This is a genomic window from Streptomyces fulvorobeus, from assembly GCF_013167895.1.
GTDB classification, from domain to species: Bacteria; Actinomycetota; Actinomycetes; order Streptomycetales; family Streptomycetaceae; genus Streptomyces; species Streptomyces fulvorobeus.
The window spans coordinates 351,303-368,193 of the sequence record NZ_BLWC01000001.1 but is presented as its reverse complement, the minus strand read 5'-3'; the positions used below and the strand labels follow the sequence as shown (position 1 = coordinate 368,193).

Annotated in this window: 14 protein-coding genes; 5 read left to right on the top strand and 9 right to left on the bottom strand. The window is 71.7% G+C overall.

All coding sequences use genetic code 11. From position 1 onward, the window contains the following. Position 1 precedes the first annotated feature (1 nt). Positions 2-1,024: an ABC transporter substrate-binding protein gene (locus Sfulv_RS01695; protein WP_173310596.1), complete on the top strand. Its 1,023-nt coding sequence runs from the start codon at positions 2-4 to the stop codon at positions 1,022-1,024. 9 nt (positions 1,025-1,033) lie between these two features. Here the strand turns inward: Sfulv_RS01695 and Sfulv_RS01690 are convergent, their stop codons facing one another. Both Sfulv_RS01690 and Sfulv_RS01685 read right to left on the bottom strand, forming a co-directional pair. After that, the gene (locus tag Sfulv_RS01690; RefSeq protein ID WP_173310594.1) at positions 1,034-1,588 is read right to left on the bottom strand and encodes a DM13 domain-containing protein; all 555 of its coding nucleotides are present in this window, start codon (positions 1,586-1,588) and stop codon (positions 1,034-1,036) included. 149 nt (positions 1,589-1,737) lie between these two features. Then, complete coding sequence (locus Sfulv_RS01685; RefSeq protein WP_173317509.1) at positions 1,738-2,400, bottom strand: fascin domain-containing protein; 663 nt, start codon at positions 2,398-2,400, stop codon at positions 1,738-1,740. Positions 2,401-2,763: 363 nt separating this feature from the next. Here Sfulv_RS01685 and Sfulv_RS01680 point away from each other — a divergent pair, with 363 nt between their 5' ends. Continuing rightward, the gene (locus tag Sfulv_RS01680; protein ID WP_173310592.1) at positions 2,764-3,192 is read left to right on the top strand and encodes a pyridoxamine 5'-phosphate oxidase family protein; all 429 of its coding nucleotides are present in this window, start codon (positions 2,764-2,766) and stop codon (positions 3,190-3,192) included. Positions 3,193-3,535: 343 nt separating this feature from the next. Next, positions 3,536-4,810, top strand: coding sequence for a glycoside hydrolase family 16 protein (locus Sfulv_RS01675; RefSeq protein ID WP_173310590.1), 1,275 nt, complete (start codon positions 3,536-3,538; stop codon positions 4,808-4,810). A 258-nt stretch (positions 4,811-5,068) separates the two neighbouring features. Here the strand turns inward: Sfulv_RS01675 and Sfulv_RS01670 are convergent, their stop codons facing one another. From Sfulv_RS01670 to Sfulv_RS01660, 3 genes are all read right to left on the bottom strand, one after another. After that, positions 5,069-6,385, bottom strand: a complete 1,317-nt coding sequence (locus tag Sfulv_RS01670) for a phytase (protein WP_256668783.1) — start codon at positions 6,383-6,385, stop codon at positions 5,069-5,071. Positions 6,386-6,539: 154 nt separating this feature from the next. Continuing rightward, positions 6,540-8,756 carry a HelD family protein gene (locus Sfulv_RS01665; protein WP_173310586.1) on the bottom strand — a complete coding sequence of 739 codons (2,217 nt, stop codon included), beginning with the start codon at positions 8,754-8,756 and terminating at the stop codon, positions 6,540-6,542. A 176-nt stretch (positions 8,757-8,932) separates the two neighbouring features. Further along, positions 8,933-9,661 (bottom strand): hypothetical protein, encoded by a 729-nt coding sequence (locus tag Sfulv_RS01660; protein ID WP_173310584.1) that lies wholly within the window; start codon positions 9,659-9,661, stop codon positions 8,933-8,935. 280 nt (positions 9,662-9,941) lie between these two features. Between Sfulv_RS01660 and Sfulv_RS01655 the strand changes: the two genes are divergently transcribed. Further along, entirely contained in the window at positions 9,942-10,490 is a 549-nt protein-coding gene (locus Sfulv_RS01655) for a nitrobindin family protein (protein ID WP_173310582.1), read from the top strand. Between the two features lie 61 nt (positions 10,491-10,551). Here the strand turns inward: Sfulv_RS01655 and Sfulv_RS01650 are convergent, their stop codons facing one another. From Sfulv_RS01650 to Sfulv_RS01635, 4 genes are read right to left on the bottom strand one after another with little or no spacing between them, the layout of a single operon-like run. Further along, a complete protein-coding gene (locus Sfulv_RS01650) occupies positions 10,552-11,760 on the bottom strand; it encodes an ROK family transcriptional regulator (RefSeq protein ID WP_173310580.1) in 1,209 nt (402 codons plus the stop codon). A gap of 53 nt (positions 11,761-11,813) precedes the next feature. Next, positions 11,814-12,713, bottom strand: a complete 900-nt coding sequence (locus Sfulv_RS01645) for a carbohydrate ABC transporter permease (protein WP_173310578.1) — start codon at positions 12,711-12,713, stop codon at positions 11,814-11,816. Beyond that, positions 12,710-13,690, bottom strand: coding sequence for a carbohydrate ABC transporter permease (locus Sfulv_RS01640; protein ID WP_173310576.1), 981 nt, complete (start codon positions 13,688-13,690; stop codon positions 12,710-12,712). The genes Sfulv_RS01645 and Sfulv_RS01640 overlap by 4 nt, the downstream gene beginning before the upstream one ends. Positions 13,691-13,745: 55 nt before the next feature. Then, positions 13,746-15,152, bottom strand: a complete 1,407-nt coding sequence (locus Sfulv_RS01635) for an ABC transporter substrate-binding protein (protein ID WP_371874618.1) — start codon at positions 15,150-15,152, stop codon at positions 13,746-13,748. A 310-nt stretch (positions 15,153-15,462) separates the two neighbouring features. Here Sfulv_RS01635 and Sfulv_RS01630 point away from each other — a divergent pair, with 310 nt between their 5' ends. Continuing rightward, positions 15,463-16,854, top strand: a complete 1,392-nt coding sequence (locus tag Sfulv_RS01630; RefSeq protein WP_173310572.1) for an MGH1-like glycoside hydrolase domain-containing protein — start codon at positions 15,463-15,465, stop codon at positions 16,852-16,854. The last annotated feature ends 37 nt before the right edge of the window (positions 16,855-16,891 follow it).

Below are 16,891 nucleotides of genomic sequence, written 5' to 3'. Positions count from 1 at the left end.
CATGCCCAACCCCGTACGACCCGCCGCATTCGCACTCGCCCTCGCGCTGGCACTCACCGGCTGCGGAGCCGATGTCGCCTCCCAGGACGCTCCGGGGAAGGGCTCCGGCGCCCCCGGCGGCCACTATCCGGTGACGGTCGAGAACTGCGGTGAGAAGAAGACCTACGACAAGGCCCCGCAGCGCGTGGTCACCAACGACGTCGGCATCACGGAGATCATGTTCGCGCTCGGACTGGAGGACCACATGGCGGGATACGTCATGCCGGACGACAAGGGTGATCTCACGTCCGTGCCGTGGAAGGACGGTTACGAGAAGACCACCTGGCTCTCGAAGGGGACCATCAACAAGGAACTGGTCCTGGACGCCCGTGCCGACCTCGTCTTCGCGGGCTGGAACTACGGCTTCAACGAGGGGGAGGGCTTCACCCCGGCCGCGCTCCGGCGCGTGGGCATCGACTCCTACCTGCTGAGCGAGTCCTGCCGTAACGGCCGGGGCAAGGCGCGCGGAGTGATGGCACCGCTCGACGCGCTCTACACCGATCTGCGCAACCTGGGACGGATCTTCGACGTCGAGGACCGGGCCGAGACCCTCGTCGGGGCGTTCCGCGAGGAGGTGGCGGAAGCGCGGGCGACGGCCGCGGAGGGAGGTGCCCGGCCGCGCGTCTTCCTCTACGACGACGGGCAGGACAAGCCCTTCACCTCGGGCGCGTACGCCGGGCCCCACGACATCATCACCAAGGCGGGTGGTGACCACATCATGAAGGACCTCAAGGACAGCTGGACGACGGTCGGCTGGGAGACGGTCGTCGAGCGTGACCCGGAAGTGATCGTGATCAACAACTACGGTGACACGAGCGCGGAGCGCAAGCGCGCGTTCCTGAAGTCCTACAAGCCGCTCGCCGACGTCTCGGCGATCAGACACGACCGCATCGTCGTCCTGGACTACGTGGACCTGGTGGAGAGCCCGCGCAACCCCGCGGCCGTCACCAGGCTCGCCGCGGAACTGCGCGGACTCACCCCGTGAGACACCGACTCACACCCGGGAGAGCTCGGCAGCCCCGAAGGAGACGTTGAAGCGGTCGCACCAGATGGTCACGCTGCTCAGACGGTCCAGGTCGACGCCGGAGGGCAGGGCGTAGTTCTGATCGCCCTTGTTGCCCTTGAGCCTGCCGAGGCTCCTGTGCTCTCCGTCGTCGAAGACTCCCCAGCCGGTCCTGCCCTCCCGCACCTGGGCGTCGGTGATCCAGACGTGCAGATCGGGACCGTTGCTGGTGTCCAGCCCTTCCAGGCGCACCGTGTGTGAGCCGTCGGGCAGCCGCAGGACCTTCACCGTGCCGGAGGTCGCGTGTTCATGGCTGATGAACTCACCCGTCGCGAGCGTCCGCGGCCCGGCCGGGGGCGCCGAGGGGGTGGCCGGCTGCCGCGCCGCAGGCGTAGGCGCGGCAGTCGGGAACTCCTCCCGCACGGTCTCGTCCTGCCATAGCTTCCAGGGCTGGAACAGCCAGAGCCCCGCGCCCACGGCCAGTACCGCCACCATCAGGAGTCCGCGGGTCACCGGTCCGCCGAACAAGCGCCGTGCACGTGTCATCACATCTCCCGAGCGTCTGAGTGTTACTCGCATTTCCCGGGTGATACTCGCATTCGACGGGGACGGGCGACGGATGCGGCCCCGCGGCTGCTCGACGTCACCGGCCCACCCGCCGGCACGAGGGTGCCTGTGGGTGGGCCGGCGGGGGGTCAGGAAGCGATGTCGTAGAAGACGAACTCCTCCCAGGCGCCGGTGATCTCGGCGGAACGGGCGCGCAGCACGTACTGGAGCGATCCGGTGTAACCGTTCTCCATGGTGACGAAGAGGCCGTTCAGCGTGGACTGGAGCGCCCAGTGACCCAGCTCCTCGTTGTAGTACACGTGGAACCGCTCCCAGCCGCCCGCGCCGGCGGAGCGGGCCCGCAGTACGTTCTTGGCGCTGCCGGTGTAGTTCTTCTCGACCGCCACGTACAGGTTGTTCGCCAGGGACCTCATGGCGTACGTCTCGGTGGTCTCGTCCCACTCGAAGGCGAAGCCCTCCCAGGCGCCGCCGTACGCGGCGGAGCGGGCACGCACCACGCCCGTGCTGGGCGGGCCGTAGTTCAGCTCGGTGGCGGCGAACAGTCCGTTGCGGACCGACTGCAGTGCCATGAGCTCGGGCTCCTCGGCCGAGGCGGAGAGCCTTTCACCGGTGGCGGGGGCCCGCAGGGCTCCCGTCTCCCCGGTGATCCGCGCCAGCTCGGCGCCGTCCACCGCCTCCCACCCGCCGGGCACCGCGGCCGGCCGGTCGGCCTGCGGTACGGCGCCGGCCACGGGTGCGGTCATCGCGGACGCCGCCAGCAGGGCGCTCAGGGAGACCAGGACGGAGGTTATGCGTCGCACAGGTATTCCTCACCTTTGTCGAATCAGATTTCAGAAGCAACCGATAAATCGGCCTCAGAGTAACGGCGGAATTCGACGCGTGAACAAGGAAATAGCGATATCCGGACCGCTCCGGCGAATCGTCGTACTGCGTTGTTGCTTCCGCTGTTCCCCGTTAAGGTCCAGGAAACTCCAGGTTCGCTCAGGCCGTGGCGGATACGCGCAACTCTCCGTGCAGGCAGGTGCATTCCCACTCGTTGCACACCTTCCTCGCCTCCGTGCGCGACCGTGACCGGAGAGGGAGGCGGCCGGCTACGGGGTGCGGCGGCACACTGGGCGGGCAGGACAACCCTTTCCCGTACGAAGGAGTTCGCTGTGGCACTCACCCGCGAAGAGCGCGAACAGTTCCTCGCCCAGCCCCATGTCGCCGCGCTGGCCGTGGCAACGCAGGACAGTGACCGGGCGCCGCTCAACGTGCCGATCTGGTACCAGTACGCGCCGGGCGGCGACATCCGGGTGCTGACCGGGCGCACCTCGCGCAAGGCCGAACTGATCGCCGCGGCAGGGAGGTTCTCGCTGCTCGTCGACCGGGTGGAGCCGACCGTCCGTTACGTGTCCGTCGAGGGTCCCGTCACCGAGACCCGCGCCGCGACGCGCGCTGACCTGGAGGAGATGGCCGCGCGTTATCTGCCGGCCGAGAAGGTCGCGGGCTACGTCGACTTCGCGTGGCAGGACCACGGCGAGCAGGTGGTGATCCGGATGCGGCCCCAGCGGTGGGTCAGTTCGGACCTCGGGCAGGTCTGAGAGGGTGTCCGGTCCCCGTGGGGCGTCCCCCGGGGGCCGGACCGGGCGGTCCCGGAGGGGCCGGCGCATCGCTCGGGCCGATGCCACCCGAGGGCGAGCGCCGCGCCGGCCGGCGAAACGGCATCGGCGGGGCGAGGGCCGTTCGCGGGCCCGAAGGCAGCTGCGGGAAGTGACCGCGGGGGAGTGGGGGGTCCCGAGCCGGTACGGGCCAGAGGGCTGGTCCGTACCAAAGTCTTGACAGCGCGATCGCTCACTTCTTAAATCACGTAGTGAACTAAGCGCTTGCCTGTCATATGCATGACATCAACCCTTTCCCCCCGCCATGCTCCATGAAGGGACAGTCATGGCTTCCCCGCGCCTATCCCGGCGTCTGCTGACGTCGCTCGTCTCGGTACTCGCCCTCGCCTCACTCTCCACCGGACTGGCGCAGGGCGCACCCACGCCGGCGACCGAGCCATCCGCCCGTACCGCGGCGGCCGCGGCCGCCGTCACGTTCTCCGACGAGTTCGACGGGCCTGCGGGAGCGGCCGTCGACGGGGGGAAGTGGCAGACCGAGACGGGCGACAACGTCTCCAACCACGAGCGGCAGTTCTACACCGCGGGCACCCGCAACGCGGCCCTGGACGGCCAGGGGAACCTGGTCATCACCGCCCGCCGGGAGAACCCGGAGAACTACCAGTGCTGGTACGGACGGTGTGAGTACACCTCCGCCCGGCTGAACACCGCGGGACGGTTCACCACGACGTACGGCCGCGTCGAGGCCCGGATGAAGATCCCGCGCGGACAGGGCATCTGGCCGGCGTTCTGGATGCTGGGCAACGACATCGGGCAGGTGGGCTGGCCGAACTCGGGCGAGATCGACATCATGGAGAACGTCGGCTTCGAACCGGGCACCGTCCACGGCACGCTCCACGGCCCCGGCTACTCCGGCTCGGGCGGTATCGGTGCCGGTTACACCCTGCCGGGCGGCCAGGCGTTCGCCGACGCCTTCCACACCTTCACGGTCGACTGGAGCCCGAACGCGATCACCTGGTCCGTCGACGGAACCGTGTACCAGCGGCGTACACCCGCCGACCTGGGCGGGCGCCAGTGGGTCTTCGACAAGCCGTTCTTCCTGATCCTCAACCTCGCGGTCGGCGGCTACTGGCCCGGCGACCCGGACGGCAGCACGGTCCTTCCCCAGCGCCTCCTGGTCGACTACGTCCGCGTGAGCACCGACACCGCCCAGCCGGGTACCGGCGGGCCCATCACCGGCATCGGCGGCAAGTGTGTCGACGTGGCCGGGGCCAACACCGCCAACGGCACGGCCGTCCAGCTCTACGACTGCAACGGCACGGCCGCGCAGCGTTGGACCGTCGGCGCGGACGGCACCATCCGCGCGCTCGGCAAGTGCCTGGACGTGGCTTCGGGCGGCACGGCGGACGGTACGCGTACGCAGTTGTGGGAGTGCAACGGCAGCGCCGCGCAGAAGTGGGCCGTCCCCGCCGCCAGGGACATCGTCAACCCCCAGGCCAACAAGTGCCTGGACGCCACCGGCGGCAGCTCGGCCAACGGCACCCGGCTGCAGATCTGGACCTGCACCGGTGCGGCCGCCCAGAAGTGGACGGTGACCCGCTGACCGCCTGAGTCCCGCCGCGCGACCAGCACGCGCACGGGGGCAAGTGCGGGGCACACGAGCGACCCTGACCTCTCCGGTCCGGCCATGGCCGGACCGGAGAGGTCAGGTCGTCCCAGCACCGACGCCAGGGACGTCAGCGCGGCCAGGGGGTTTTCACCGACCGGGGTCAGGACCGAGTCGGTGACGCCCGCCTCGCCGAGCGCGGTGAGCCGGTCCCCGTACCTGTTCCACCGTGCCGGCCAGGGCGCCGGCGGCCGGTCAGTCGGTGTCGCGCGGGTCGAACGACGTGGTGTCGGTCACCAGCGGCTCCGGGAACGCACCGGCCACGGCGTCCCACCGGACGAACTTGAAGTCGGTGCCCTCCCTCCCGCCGTCAGCGGGGGCTGCCTCGCCGTCGTGGGTGACCAGCAGGCCCTTCGGGAAACCGCGCCCCAGGGGGACGTTGACGACGGTCGAGCCGTCGGAGTGCTGCACTCCGTCGGTGGCCGCGCCGTCGTCCACGGTGAAGGAACCGAGGTAGCGGTTGCGGCCCTCCCGCCCGTACACGGCGAAGGTGTTGTCCCCCTGGCTGGAGGCGAGCACGTATCCGGTGCCCTCGGCCGCGTGGTAGACGGTCACACCCTCGGCGTCCGCGCTCAGGTTCTCACCGCCGAAGCCGGGGTCGGCGGCGGTGTCGAGCACGCACTCCTCCCCGGCCGCGTCGTACGTCCACGGAGTGCCGTACTCACGGACGCGGTCCAACACCTCGGGGGTCCCGAACTCCTCGTCGTCGAGCTCGACTCGCCACAGTCCTACCGCTTCCTGGGCGGCGTAGAGGACGTGCTCCTCTTGGTCGACCGCCATCCCCTCGACCTGCGGGCGCTCGCCCGGGTCCGCGCAGGGCGTCCAGTCGGTGCCGTCCGGCAGTGTGAACGTGCCGGGCAGATCCAGCGTGTCCTCGGCGCTGTACCCCACCCGGCCGCCGACATCCTCCAGTTCGAGCAGGCGAAGGCGGCTCTCCTCGCGCTGCGACACCACGACGTAGGCGTCGTCACCGTCGCTGAACGCCGCGAGACCGTACGACGTGCGCTGTCCGTCCACCTCGGCCTCATTCGCGGCGAAGACCGGCCGCACCCCCGAGGCGGTCACGTCCCTCAGGGGCGCCCGCCCCGCCGCGACGGCGGCGGGATCGATCACATAGGCGCGTATCCGGTCCCGGCCCCGGTCGCTCACGAGCGCCAGATCCCGCTTCCGGCCGCCCAGTTCGAAGCCGTAGACGATGTCGACGTTGTTGAAGCGGCCGGGGGCCGCGTCCTCGCCGGGCGCCGCCGGGGCGCTGACGTGCTGCAACCGCCGCCCGTCGAGGCCGTACACGTCCAGGCCGGCTTCCTTGAGGGTCCCGATCACGATGCTGCGCCCCGGGTTGTCGGGATCGACCCAGACCGCGGGGTCGTCGGCATCGGCGTTGCCGCCCGCCTCGTCGTCGTACACGGCGGGGGTCTCCACACGTGCCTCTACGGAGACCGGACCGGCCGGGGAAGCGCCGGTGACCATCACGAGGGAGGCGGCCAAAGCTGTCAGGGCGGAAGCGCTCACGGTACTCCTCAGTAGCGTTGCGGACCCGCGAGACGCTATGGGCATCCGGTGTGGACAGCGGAACGGCACGGTGAATCCCGGATGACGACTCGCAGTGGCGGCGGCGCCGCTCCGGAGGCGGAAGCCCTCCCGGCCCGCCCGCCGTCCCCGGGTGTCACCGCCCGCGCAGCGCCTCGGGGAGTTCCTCGCGGTGGACGATCCCCAGGCGCCGCGTGGCCCGGGTCAGCGCCACGTACAGGTCACTGGTCCCGAAACCGGAGGGTTCCACGACCAGTACGTGGTCGAACTCCAGCCCCTTGGCCTGCCGCGGGCCGAGCAGGACCACCGTCCGGGTCAGATCGGGCTCCGCACCGGCCGTGACCCCGTCCAGCTGCGCCGCGATCTCCTCGTGCAGCGCCGAGGGGGCGATCACCGCGAGGCGCCCCTCGGTGGGCGTCAGCTCCGCGACCGCCCGCGCCACCGCGCCCGCCAGATCGTCCCCCGAGCGCCGTGTCCACGGCATCTCGCCGGTGGAGCGCACCGAGCCCGGAGGCTCGAAGGAGGGGTCCTCGGCCCGCAGGACCCGGGCCGCCAGCTCCATGATCTCGGCGGGCGTACGGTAGTTGACCTTGAGCCGCACGTGCTCGAAGCGGTCGCCCACGTACGGCTCCAGGATCTTCTCCCACGACCCGACACCGGCCTCCTCCGAGGTCTGCGCGGGGTCGCCGACCAGCGTCAGCGAGCGGGTCGGCGACCGGCGCATCAGCAGCCGCCACGCCATCGGCGACAGCTCCTGCGCCTCGTCGACGATGATGTGCCCGAACGCCCAGGTCCGGTCGGCGGCGGCACGCTCCGCCGCGCTGCGGTGGTCGGCCTCCTCCTGCCGGTCCGCCATCCGCTCGGCGTCGATGATGTCGTGGGCGGCGAGGCGCTCCGACTCCTCGTCCTCGAACTCGTACGTCTCCGAGCCCCTGGACAGTTCCAGCACGCCCTGGGCGTACGCGACGCGCTCCTGGCGCACGGCCTCGGCCGCGGCCCGTTCGGCGCTGTCGTCCCGCCCGAGCAGTTCGGCCGCCTCGTCGAGCAGCGGTACGTCGGCGGGCGTCCACGCCCCCTCGCCCGGCGCCCGCCGGATGGCCCGCGCGTCCGCCTCCGGTATGTACACCGGATCGGCCAGATAGCCGGCGACGAACTCCTCGGGAGTGAGTTCGGGCCACAGCTCCGCGATGACGGAGTGCACCTCCCCGCTGACCGCGACACCCTTGCCCAACTGGGCGATGTCGTCGGGGCCGAGGAAGTTGGGACCGCCGTAGGGGTCCGCGCCGATGCGCTCGGTGAGCTGCGCGGTGAGGGCGTCGATGATCCGGAAGGCGAAGTGGGGACGCGCCAGGTTGTGCGGCAGCCGCGTGTCGCGGGCCGCCTGCCGGGCCTCGTAGGCGATCTCCCAGTCCAGTACGAGGTCCCCGTCGTCGTGCGCGACGACCAGCGGTGCACCGGGCTCGGGCAGCCGCTGCCGGTCGCGGACGGCGAGGGCGAGCGCCTCCGCCATCGGCGCACCGCCCTTGACGGCGACCGCCCGCGGGGTGTCCGTGCCACGGGCGCGCACGCCGGGGAAGAGCTCGCCCTGCGTGGCGAGCAGGACGCCCGTCTCGCCGAGCGCGGGCAGGACCTCGCCGATGTAGCTCAGGAACGCCGGGTCGGGGCCCACGATCAGGACGGCGCGCTTGGCGATCAGCTCGCGGTGCTCGTACAGCAGGAAGGCCGCACGGTGCAGCGCCACCGCGGTCTTGCCGGTGCCGGGGCCGCCCTCCACGACCAGGACGCCCTGGTGCGGGGCGCGGATGACACGGTCCTGTTCGGCCTGGATGGTCCGCACGATGTCGCCCATGCGCCCGGTACGGGCGGAGCCCAGGGCGGCGAGCAGTACGGCGTCGCCGCTCGGGTCCTCGAAGCCGGTGCGTTCCCGGTCGCCGAGGTCGAGGATCTCGTCGTGCAGTTCGGTGACGCGGCGTCCCTCGGTGGTGATGTGCCTGCGGCGGCGCAGACCCATGGGGGTGTGCCCGGTGGCCAGATAGAAGGGGCGTGCCACCGGTGCGCGCCAGTCGATCAGAAGAGGTGTACGCGCGGGGTCGTCCTCGCGAATTCCGATACGGCCGATATGGTGTGCCACGCCGTCGGAGAGGTCGATACGGCCGAAACAGAGCGAGCCGTCCACCGCGTCGAGGGCGGCCAGCAGCCCCGAGCGCTCGGCGACGAGCACCTCGCGCTCGAGACGGGCCTGCATACCCGTACCCACGGGCGTCATCGCGTCCTCGACACCCTCCGCGGCGGCTCCGCGCAGCGCGTCGACCCGGTCGTGGAGCCGGCCGATGAATTCCTGCTCCTCGTGCAATTCGGCGCTTTCCCGAGTTGACAACATGACTCCCTGCTGGATATGGTATTTCTTAGTGGCCCCGATTCGGGGCTTTTTCTGTGAGCGCACAGAAACACTCAATATACCCGTGGAAATCCCCGGCCCGCAATTGCGGACCGGGGATTCTCGCTGTGCGGGGGGAACGACCGCCGGCCTCAGCCGACCCGGTCGTCCGGCGCCACGGGCCGCGCCTCCAGTCCCGGTGCGGCGAGCAGGTCGGCGATCAGTTCCCGGGAACCGCCGATGTAGGTGCTCATCAGGTCCACGTCGCCGCCCAGGCACCAGGCCCGGTCCTGCGGCCACCACAGGTCGGGCAGTTCGGCGAACTCGTCCAGGGAGACCGGCGAGACGGCTTCGTGCAGCGCGCCGGTGAGCAGGACCTCCTCCCTGTGGGGAGTCCCGAACGTCGGTACGTGGTCGAAGTCCCACCGCCCGTACCCGTGCCAGAGGCCGAACCAGCAGTGCCCGGGTGTCGCGGTGTGCCGGGCCAGGACGGGGATGAGGGCCTCGGCGACGGCCGGCGGAGTGGGCCCCTCGCCCGGGTACTCGTCCCACACGCCGGGCAGACCGCTGTCGGACGCGTCGGGGTGGTCCTGGTCCGTGCCGACCACCTCGTGCCAGCGCGTGCCGGGGCCCACCTCGCGCCCGTACGCGGCGGCGACCTCCGCCCACCGCACCGGCCGTTCGTCCAGGGATGCCGGGTGCAGCACCCGGGCGTAGGCGTCGAACCCGGGCGCGGCGACGCCTGCGGCCGTCCCGAACAGCCCTTGCCCGGGGGCCCGTTCGGTGAGCCATCGGGCAGGGCCGAGATCCGAGGTCCGCACGCGCAGGCTGCCGTACCGTTCGGGGGCCGGGAGCCGGTCCACCAGGGGGAAGTCATTCATACCGCCCAGTCTGCACGTGAGGACCGTCCGCACGCGGTGATGCCGCACCGGTCAGCACCGGAACGGCATCGTCCAGCGTTGGAGACGGCCTTCTTGCCCGGGAGCCGGTCCGTCAGCCAGGAGATCGCCTCTCCCTGGTCCGTGATGAGCGGTCGCCTCCCGAATACGGGCGCCTCCTCGGTGATCCCGGATGCCCGGCCGGACGGAACGACGGAACCTGATCCGACTGGCACCCCCTAGGCTGCCAGTCGGCACCGGCACCCACCCAGGAGCGCACACCATGGTCGACCCCGTACAGAAACACCCGTTCCCCGATGCCCTCGGAGCGGACCGGTCCCCCGCCCCGCACCCGCTTCTCGCACCGGTGCTCGGGCTCCTGGGCACCTGGGCCGGCCGGGGACGCGGGGGATACCCCACGCTCGACGCCGAGTTCACGTACGCGCAGGAGGTCACCTTCAGCCACGACGGGCGGCCCTTCCTCCACTACGAGGCGCGCGCCTGGCTGCTGGACGCGCAGGACGCGCCGCTCCGGCCTTCGGCCAGGGAGAGCGGCTGGTGGCGGCTGCAGCCCGAAGGGCACGTCGAGGCGCTCATCACGCAGCCCACCGGCATCGCCGAGATCCTGACCGGCAGGGCGGAGGGCGGCTCGGTGGACCTCGCCACCGCGCAGGTGGCCCGCACGCCCACCGCCAAGGAGGTCTCCGCCACCCGCCGCCGCTACACGCTGACGGACGGCGACACGCTGGACTTCGTCCACGACCTCGCGGCGGTCGACCGGCCACTCCAGCACCACCTGGCGGCCCGGCTCCTGCGTACGGGGGCGAACTGAACACACCGCGGACGCCCGCCGCCGTCCCCGGGCGGGCTCCGGGAGAGGGAGGAGCGAAGGGCTACCGGTCGCCGCGGGCGAGGGCGGCGAGCCGGGCGTCCGCCCGGTCAGGGGCGTAGAGGTGGTCGACGACCATGGCGGCGCCGCCGACCAGCGCCGCACGGTCACCGAGGGCGGAGAGGGTCACCGAGAGATGGGCGGTGGTCCGGGGCAGTGCCCGCTGGTGGAGGAGCTCACGCACCCCGGCGAGGAACGGTGTCCCCGCCAGATCCCCCGCGAGCACCAGGACACCCGGGTTGAGCAGGGTCACCACGGTGACCAGGACCTCGCCGACACGCTGTCCGGCCTCGCGGGCGAACCGTACGGCGTCGGGCTGTCCCGCGGCGAGATGGTCCCGCACCCCGGAGCCTGAGGCCGTGGGCACACCGGCCGCAGTCAGCCGCTCCGCGAGGGAGCGCCCGCTTGCCACGGCTGCCAGGCAGCCGTACGAGCCGCACATGCAGAGGGCGTCGGGCCGGTCGTGGAGCCGGATGTGGCCGATGTCGCCCGCTCCGCCGTCGGTCCCCCGGTAGACCTCACCGCCCACGACGACTCCGGCACCGATCCCGGTCGACGCCTTGACCAGCAGGAACGCCCCGCAGCCGGGGTGGTTCTCGCGCTGCTCGGCCAGCGCCATCAGATTGGCGTCGTTGTCGAGGAGGACCGGCAGCGGCCCGGCCGGGGGCAGCGGCGCGATGTGCGCGGCGAACGCCTCACGCATCCGCTCCCGCACGGGGAACCGGTCCCAGCCGGGCATGATCGGCGGCTGCACGATCCGCGCCGACTCCGGGTCGACCGGCCCGGGTACGGAGAGGCCGATGCCGCAGACCATTCCGGGGACCGTGCCCGCCTCGTCGACGAGGAGGGCGAACCAGCGTGCCAGCCGGTCGAGCACCGCGTCCGGGCCGTCCGATATGAAGAGCTCCCCGGTGCGTTCCGCGAGGGTCGTGCCGGCGAGGTCCAGGACGGCGGCGCGCCCGTGGCGCGTCTCCAGGTCGGCCACGAGTACGACGCCGTGTGCCGGGTCGAACTCCAGCCGGGCGGAGGGCCGTCCCCCGGTGGAGGCGCCGGCGGAATCCCGGAGCCAGCCGGCGCCGAAGAGCTGCTCCAGGCGGTGCCCGACGGTCGACCGGGACAGCCCCGTCGCCTGCCGCAACTCGCCGCGGGTGGTGGCCTCACCGCTGCGTATGAGCCGCAGCAGGTGTCCCGCACTCGCCCGGTTTCCTGCCATCCCCGCTGCCCTCGCCCTCATCGCCGGTGCCCATGGGCGGGCCCGCTCCGCCGTCAGCCCTTGTCCGCTCCGCTGGTCAGCCCCTCGGTGAGCAGGCGTTCGGCCGCCAGGAACAGGAGTACCACGGGGACGGTGAGCACCACCGAACCGGCCATCAGAACGGTCTTGGACACCTCCAGCCCGTTGGCCAGCTGCTGGAGCCCGAGGGAGACCGTCCACCGGCCGGGTTCCGCGGTGAGGAAGAGGAGCGCGAAGAGGAACTCGTTCCAGGCGATCACGAAGACGTAGAGCCCGGTGGCCGTCAGAGTCGGCAGGGAGAGGGGCAGCACGATTCGGACCACCGTCTGGAGCCGGGACGCGCCGTCGATCGCGGCGGCCTCCTCGACACCGGCCGGAACGGTCACGAAGTAGTTCCTGAGCATGTGGACCGATACCGGCACGGTCTGCGCGACGTAGACGACGGCCAGCCCGGCGAGGCTGCCCGAGAGACCCATCTTCGCGAACATCACGAAGAGCGGTACGGCGAGCAGGGTCGCCGGGAAGAGGTAGACGGCCAGGAAGAGCGCGCTGACGTGCCGGCCGCCGAAGAACCTCAGCCGGCCCACGGCGTACGCGCCGGGGACCGCTGCGGCCAGGGTGAGCAATACGGTCGCCAGGGCCACGACCGAGGAGTTGAGCAGCATCCCCAGGAAGCCCTGGCCGCCCTCGGACGCGGGCCTCAGCACGCTTCCGTACGTGGCGAAGGTGAGGTCCTCGGCCGCGATCCACAGACTGCCCGGGTTCCGCAGCAGCGCGTCGACCGGCTTCACCGAGAGCATCAGCATGTAGGCGAAGGGCACGAGGGTGATCGCGGCGAGGAGAACGATCACGACCGGGCGCACCACGGCGAAGAGCCGCTCCTCGAACCGGGCGCGGCCCGCTGCCCGTCCGCGCCGCCGCGTCACGCCGCTCATGCCGGCTCGTCCTGGACCCGCTCGGCCAAGCAGGCGAAGTAGATGCCGAGCAGCGCCATGAGCACCACGGCCAGGACGAGTGCCTGGGCCGACGCCGCTCCGACGTCGAAGCGGGACGTGAGGAAGTCGTAGACGCGGACCGCGACGACATCCGTGCCCGCACCGCCGCCGGTCAGGAGGTAGACGTCGTCGAACTTGTTGAACGTCATGATGAAACGCAGGACGCAGAGCAGGGCGATGACGGGCATGAGCTGCGGCAGCAGGACGTACCGGAAGCGCTGGGTGAGGGTGGCTCCGTCCACCTCGGCCGCCTCCTCCAGCGAACGGGGGACGGCCTGGAGGCGGGCGAGCACGAACAGGAAGGCGAAGGGGAAGTACCGCCAGGTCTCGAACGCGATGACGGTCAGCAGCGCCAGGGGCACGTCGAAGTGGACGCCGAACACGCCGGCTTCGTACGACCGGGTGGTCAGGAAGGCGATCGGGTCGCCCCAGCCGGGCAGTCGGCTGCCCCAGGCGTTCACCACCCCGTACTGCGGACTGAGCGCGACCTCCCAGACGAAGGCCACGGCGACGACCGGAGCGACGTAGGGGAGCAGCATGGCGGCCCGCAGTGCACCGCGCCCACGGAACGGCCGCCGCAGTGCCAGAGCGGCGATGAGGCCGAGGAGTACGGAGCCCGCCGTGGCGCCGGCTGTGTAGAGCAGGGTGGTGCCCAGACTGCTCCAGAAACCGGGCGAGCCGAAGACCTGCTCGAAGTTCGCGAGGGTCCAGCGGCCGAGGAGGCCGTCCTCCTGGATGTCGGCCAGCGCGGAGTCCTGGAAGGCGAGCAGGACGGTCCACAGGATCGGCAGGATCACCACGGCCAGGACGACCAGGAAGGTCGGAGCGACGAAGGCGAGGCCCGCGCGGTTCTCCCGGGCAGCGGCGGTCCGCGGCGGACGGCGGCGCTTCCTCGCGCCGCTCCGGACGGTGCTCATGACCCGGCACCCCTCGATGGGTTCGGACGGCTCGGTGGAGGGGGCGGCCCGGCGGTCACCGGAGCGATTCCTGAAGGGCGGTCACTTCCTCGTCCGCCTCACGCGCGGCCTCGGCGGGTGAGAGCCGGCCGCCGGTCATGGCACCGATGGCCTTGGCCACGGGCAGTTCGCCGCCGGTCGCGCCCACGAGAGTGCCCTGGCCTTCCGTCAGTCCCCAGCGGCTCATGCCCCGCACCCCGGCGACGAGCCGGTCCAGGAGCGCGGCCGGGTAGGTCGCCCGCAGGGAGGCGCGGCGGTCGACGCCCATGACGCCGGAGCGCCACGCGCGTTGGAAGGTGCCCGGGGCCGCGGGGGTTCCGGTACGGACCGGGATCTTCCCCTCGGGGGCCATGCCGAACCAGTCCGGATAGCCCGCGCCCATCAGGTAGGTGACGAACCTCTCGGCCGCCGCGGTCTCGGCGGACTCGGTGACCGCCCACGAGGTGATCTCGCCGAACTGGGCGGGTTCCCTGCCGTCAGGGCCCTGGAGCGAGGTGACGACGCCGGTGTTGTCGGCGAGGAAGGCCGGGTCCTTCCGGCACTCCGGGCAGCTGGGGAGCGCGTCGGAGCGCAGCCCCGCCAGTTCGTCCAGGAGGAAGGAGGACCAGACCATCATGGCGGACGAGCCGGAGAAGTACGTGGCGCGGGTGGAGTCCACACCCTGGCTGCCCGGCGCCCCGTGTTCGCGGGCCAGCTCGTCGTAGAGGGTGAAGGCCGCGACGCAGGCCGGTGAGTCGAGGGCCGGTTCCCCTCTCTCGTCCACCAGCCCGCAGCCGTTCGCCAGGGCGAGGTCCTCGAAGCTCTGCTGGGTGAACACGTCCGAGGGGTCGGTGGCCAGCGAGATTCCGTACCGGCCGCCTCCGTCGAGGGCGGCCGCGGCTTCGCGCGCGTGCGCGTAGGTGTCGGGCGGCTTGAGCCCCGCGTCGGCGAAGAGGTCCTTGCGGTAGAGGAGGAGCTGGAGCCAGGCATCGGAGGGGACGGCGAGCCGGGTGCCGTCGTCCTCGGTGAGCGCGAGCGCGTTCGGCTCGAACGTGCCGGGGTCGAGGGCGGTGAGGACGCGGGCCGCCGCGTCCGTGTCGAGCAGCCCGTTCCCGTACATCTGCCAGATCTGTCCCAGGGGTACGGCGGCGATCACGTCCGGGAGCCGGCCCGTAGCGGCTGCCGACATGATCAGTTGCGGCAGCTGGGCCTCGTCGACGCCGACGAGGTCGACCTCGACGCCCGTGTCCTTCTCGAAGCGGCTGACGATCTTGCGGGTCGCGGCCATCCGCGGTGGCAGGTTCTCCTGGGACCACACCGTGATCCGGTTGTCGGACCTCCGCTCCGCTGCCGAGCCGCCCGAGCAGCCGGCGAGCAGGCACGCCACGAGGCACGCCGCGACGCGGGCCACGGCCGGCCCGCACCGTCCAGTCGTCATCCCCATGCCGCTCCTTCATTCATCCCTCTTGTGTATGAATGTTAGGCATTTCACTCTCACTTCTGCTTGTTGGTGATACATAACTGTGGGATAACTTCAACGTAAGTCGGCGATCGGGGACCTCACGGCACATCGGCTGAGGCCGGGCCGACTCCCTTTCCGCGGTTCCGCCACGAGCCACCCCTCACAGCGCTGCGTCGGCGCGAAAGGCATCCAGGGCATCCATGGAGAAGATGGAGAAGACCGCTTCCCAACCTCCGGCCCGACGGGCCGAGTTGCAGCAGGCGTGCGCCCAGGGGGCGCGGAGGTCACGGGCATGACCTCGCTCCTCGACTCGCCGGTGCCCGCCGCCGCGGACGATCCGGCACTTCGGCGCGGCGCCGCACGCGTCCTGTACGCCAACTGGACGGGCGCCTCCACCGTTCCCTCCCGCGGCCTGTATCCGCACCAGTGGAGCTGGGACTCGGCGTTCATCGCGATCGGCCTGCGCCATCTCTCCGTCCGCCGCGCGCAGCGGGAACTGGAGACGCTGCTCGGCGCGCAGTGGGCCGACGGACGCGTTCCGCACATCGTCTTCAACCCGGCGGTCGCGCTCGACGCCTACTTCCCCAGCCCCGACTTCTGGCGCTCCTCGCGCGACGGCGCGGCGGCCGGAGCCCCCGAGGGCATCGAGACGTCCGGAATCGTGCAACCCCCCGTACACGCGCTCGCCGCCTGGCTCGTCCATCTGGCCGACCCGGACGCCTCGCGCAGCCGTGGCTTCCTGTCCCGGGTCTACCCGGCGCTGACCGCCTGGCACGAGTACCTCACGGGCGCCCGCGACCTGGGAGGCGGCGGCCTCGCCGCCGTCCTGCACCCGTGGGAGCCCGGCATGGACAACAGCCCGTGCTGGGACGCGCCCCTGCGGCGGATCGAACCGGCCCCGGCCGACTCCTACCGGCGCGCCGACCTGGCCCACGGAGCGGCGGCGGAGCGCCCCACGGACCTGGACTACGGCCGGTACGTGCGCCTCGCGGGCGACTACCGCGACAGCGGATACGCGGACGCGGGCACCCGGCACGCGTTCGCCGTCGAGGACCCGGGCGTCAACGCCCTGCTGATCGTCTCCGAGCACGCCCTGGGGCGCATCGCCGCCGAGACCGGGGCGGACCCGGCCCCGCACGAGGAACGGGCCGCGCGGCTCACCGCCGCGCTGGTGGAGCGGCTGTGGTCGCCCGATGACGGCATGTTCCTCTGCCGCGACCTGGTGGACGGTGAGCTGATCACCGAACGCAGTGTCGCCGGCCTCCTCCCGCTCGTCGTGCCCGGGCTCCCGCAGGAGATCGTCGACGCGCTGGCCGGTACGGCCGCGGGCCCGGGTTTCCGGCTCGGCGAGATCCCGATGGTCCCGTCGTACGACCTCACAGGACCCGCGTTCGACCCGTCCCGCTACTGGCGCGGGCCGGCCTGGTTCAACACCGGCTGGCTGCTGGAGCGCGGCCTGCGCGGGCACGGAAGGACCGGGGCCGCGGACCGGCTGCGTGCCACCATGCTCACCTCCGCGGGCGCCTGCGACTTCGCGGAGTACGTGGACCCGTTCACCGCGGAGGCCCGCGGCACCCGCGACTTCGGATGGACGGCCGCGCTCACCCTGGACCTGCTGGCCCGGGACCCCGCCGAGGAGGACGCGGGCAGCACACCGGACGCCGTGGCCGCGGCCCTCGTCTGACGGGTACGCCGGGCGGACCAGGAGCGCCCCGCGGCTG

Excerpts from the sequence above, each read along its gene's own strand:
- Sfulv_RS01655 (WP_173310582.1), top strand. The coding sequence starts at position 9,942 with ATGGTCGACCCCGTACAGAAACACCCGTTCCCCGATGCCCTCGGAGCG.
- Sfulv_RS01650 (WP_173310580.1), bottom strand. The coding sequence starts at position 11,760 with ATGGCAGGAAACCGGGCGAGTGCGGGACACCTGCTGCGGCTCATACGC.
- Sfulv_RS01690 (WP_173310594.1), bottom strand. The coding sequence starts at position 1,588 with ATGACACGTGCACGGCGCTTGTTCGGCGGACCGGTGACCCGCGGACTC.
- Sfulv_RS01645 (WP_173310578.1), bottom strand. The coding sequence starts at position 12,713 with ATGAGCGGCGTGACGCGGCGGCGCGGACGGGCAGCGGGCCGCGCCCGG.
- Sfulv_RS01635 (WP_371874618.1), bottom strand. The coding sequence starts at position 15,152 with ATGGGGATGACGACTGGACGGTGCGGGCCGGCCGTGGCCCGCGTCGCG.
- Sfulv_RS01630 (WP_173310572.1), top strand. The coding sequence starts at position 15,463 with ATGACCTCGCTCCTCGACTCGCCGGTGCCCGCCGCCGCGGACGATCCG.
- Sfulv_RS01640 (WP_173310576.1), bottom strand. The coding sequence starts at position 13,690 with ATGAGCACCGTCCGGAGCGGCGCGAGGAAGCGCCGCCGTCCGCCGCGG.
- Sfulv_RS01675 (WP_173310590.1), top strand. The coding sequence starts at position 3,536 with ATGGCTTCCCCGCGCCTATCCCGGCGTCTGCTGACGTCGCTCGTCTCG.
- Sfulv_RS01660 (WP_173310584.1), bottom strand. The coding sequence starts at position 9,661 with ATGAATGACTTCCCCCTGGTGGACCGGCTCCCGGCCCCCGAACGGTAC.
- Sfulv_RS01695 (WP_173310596.1), top strand. The coding sequence starts at position 2 with ATGCCCAACCCCGTACGACCCGCCGCATTCGCACTCGCCCTCGCGCTG.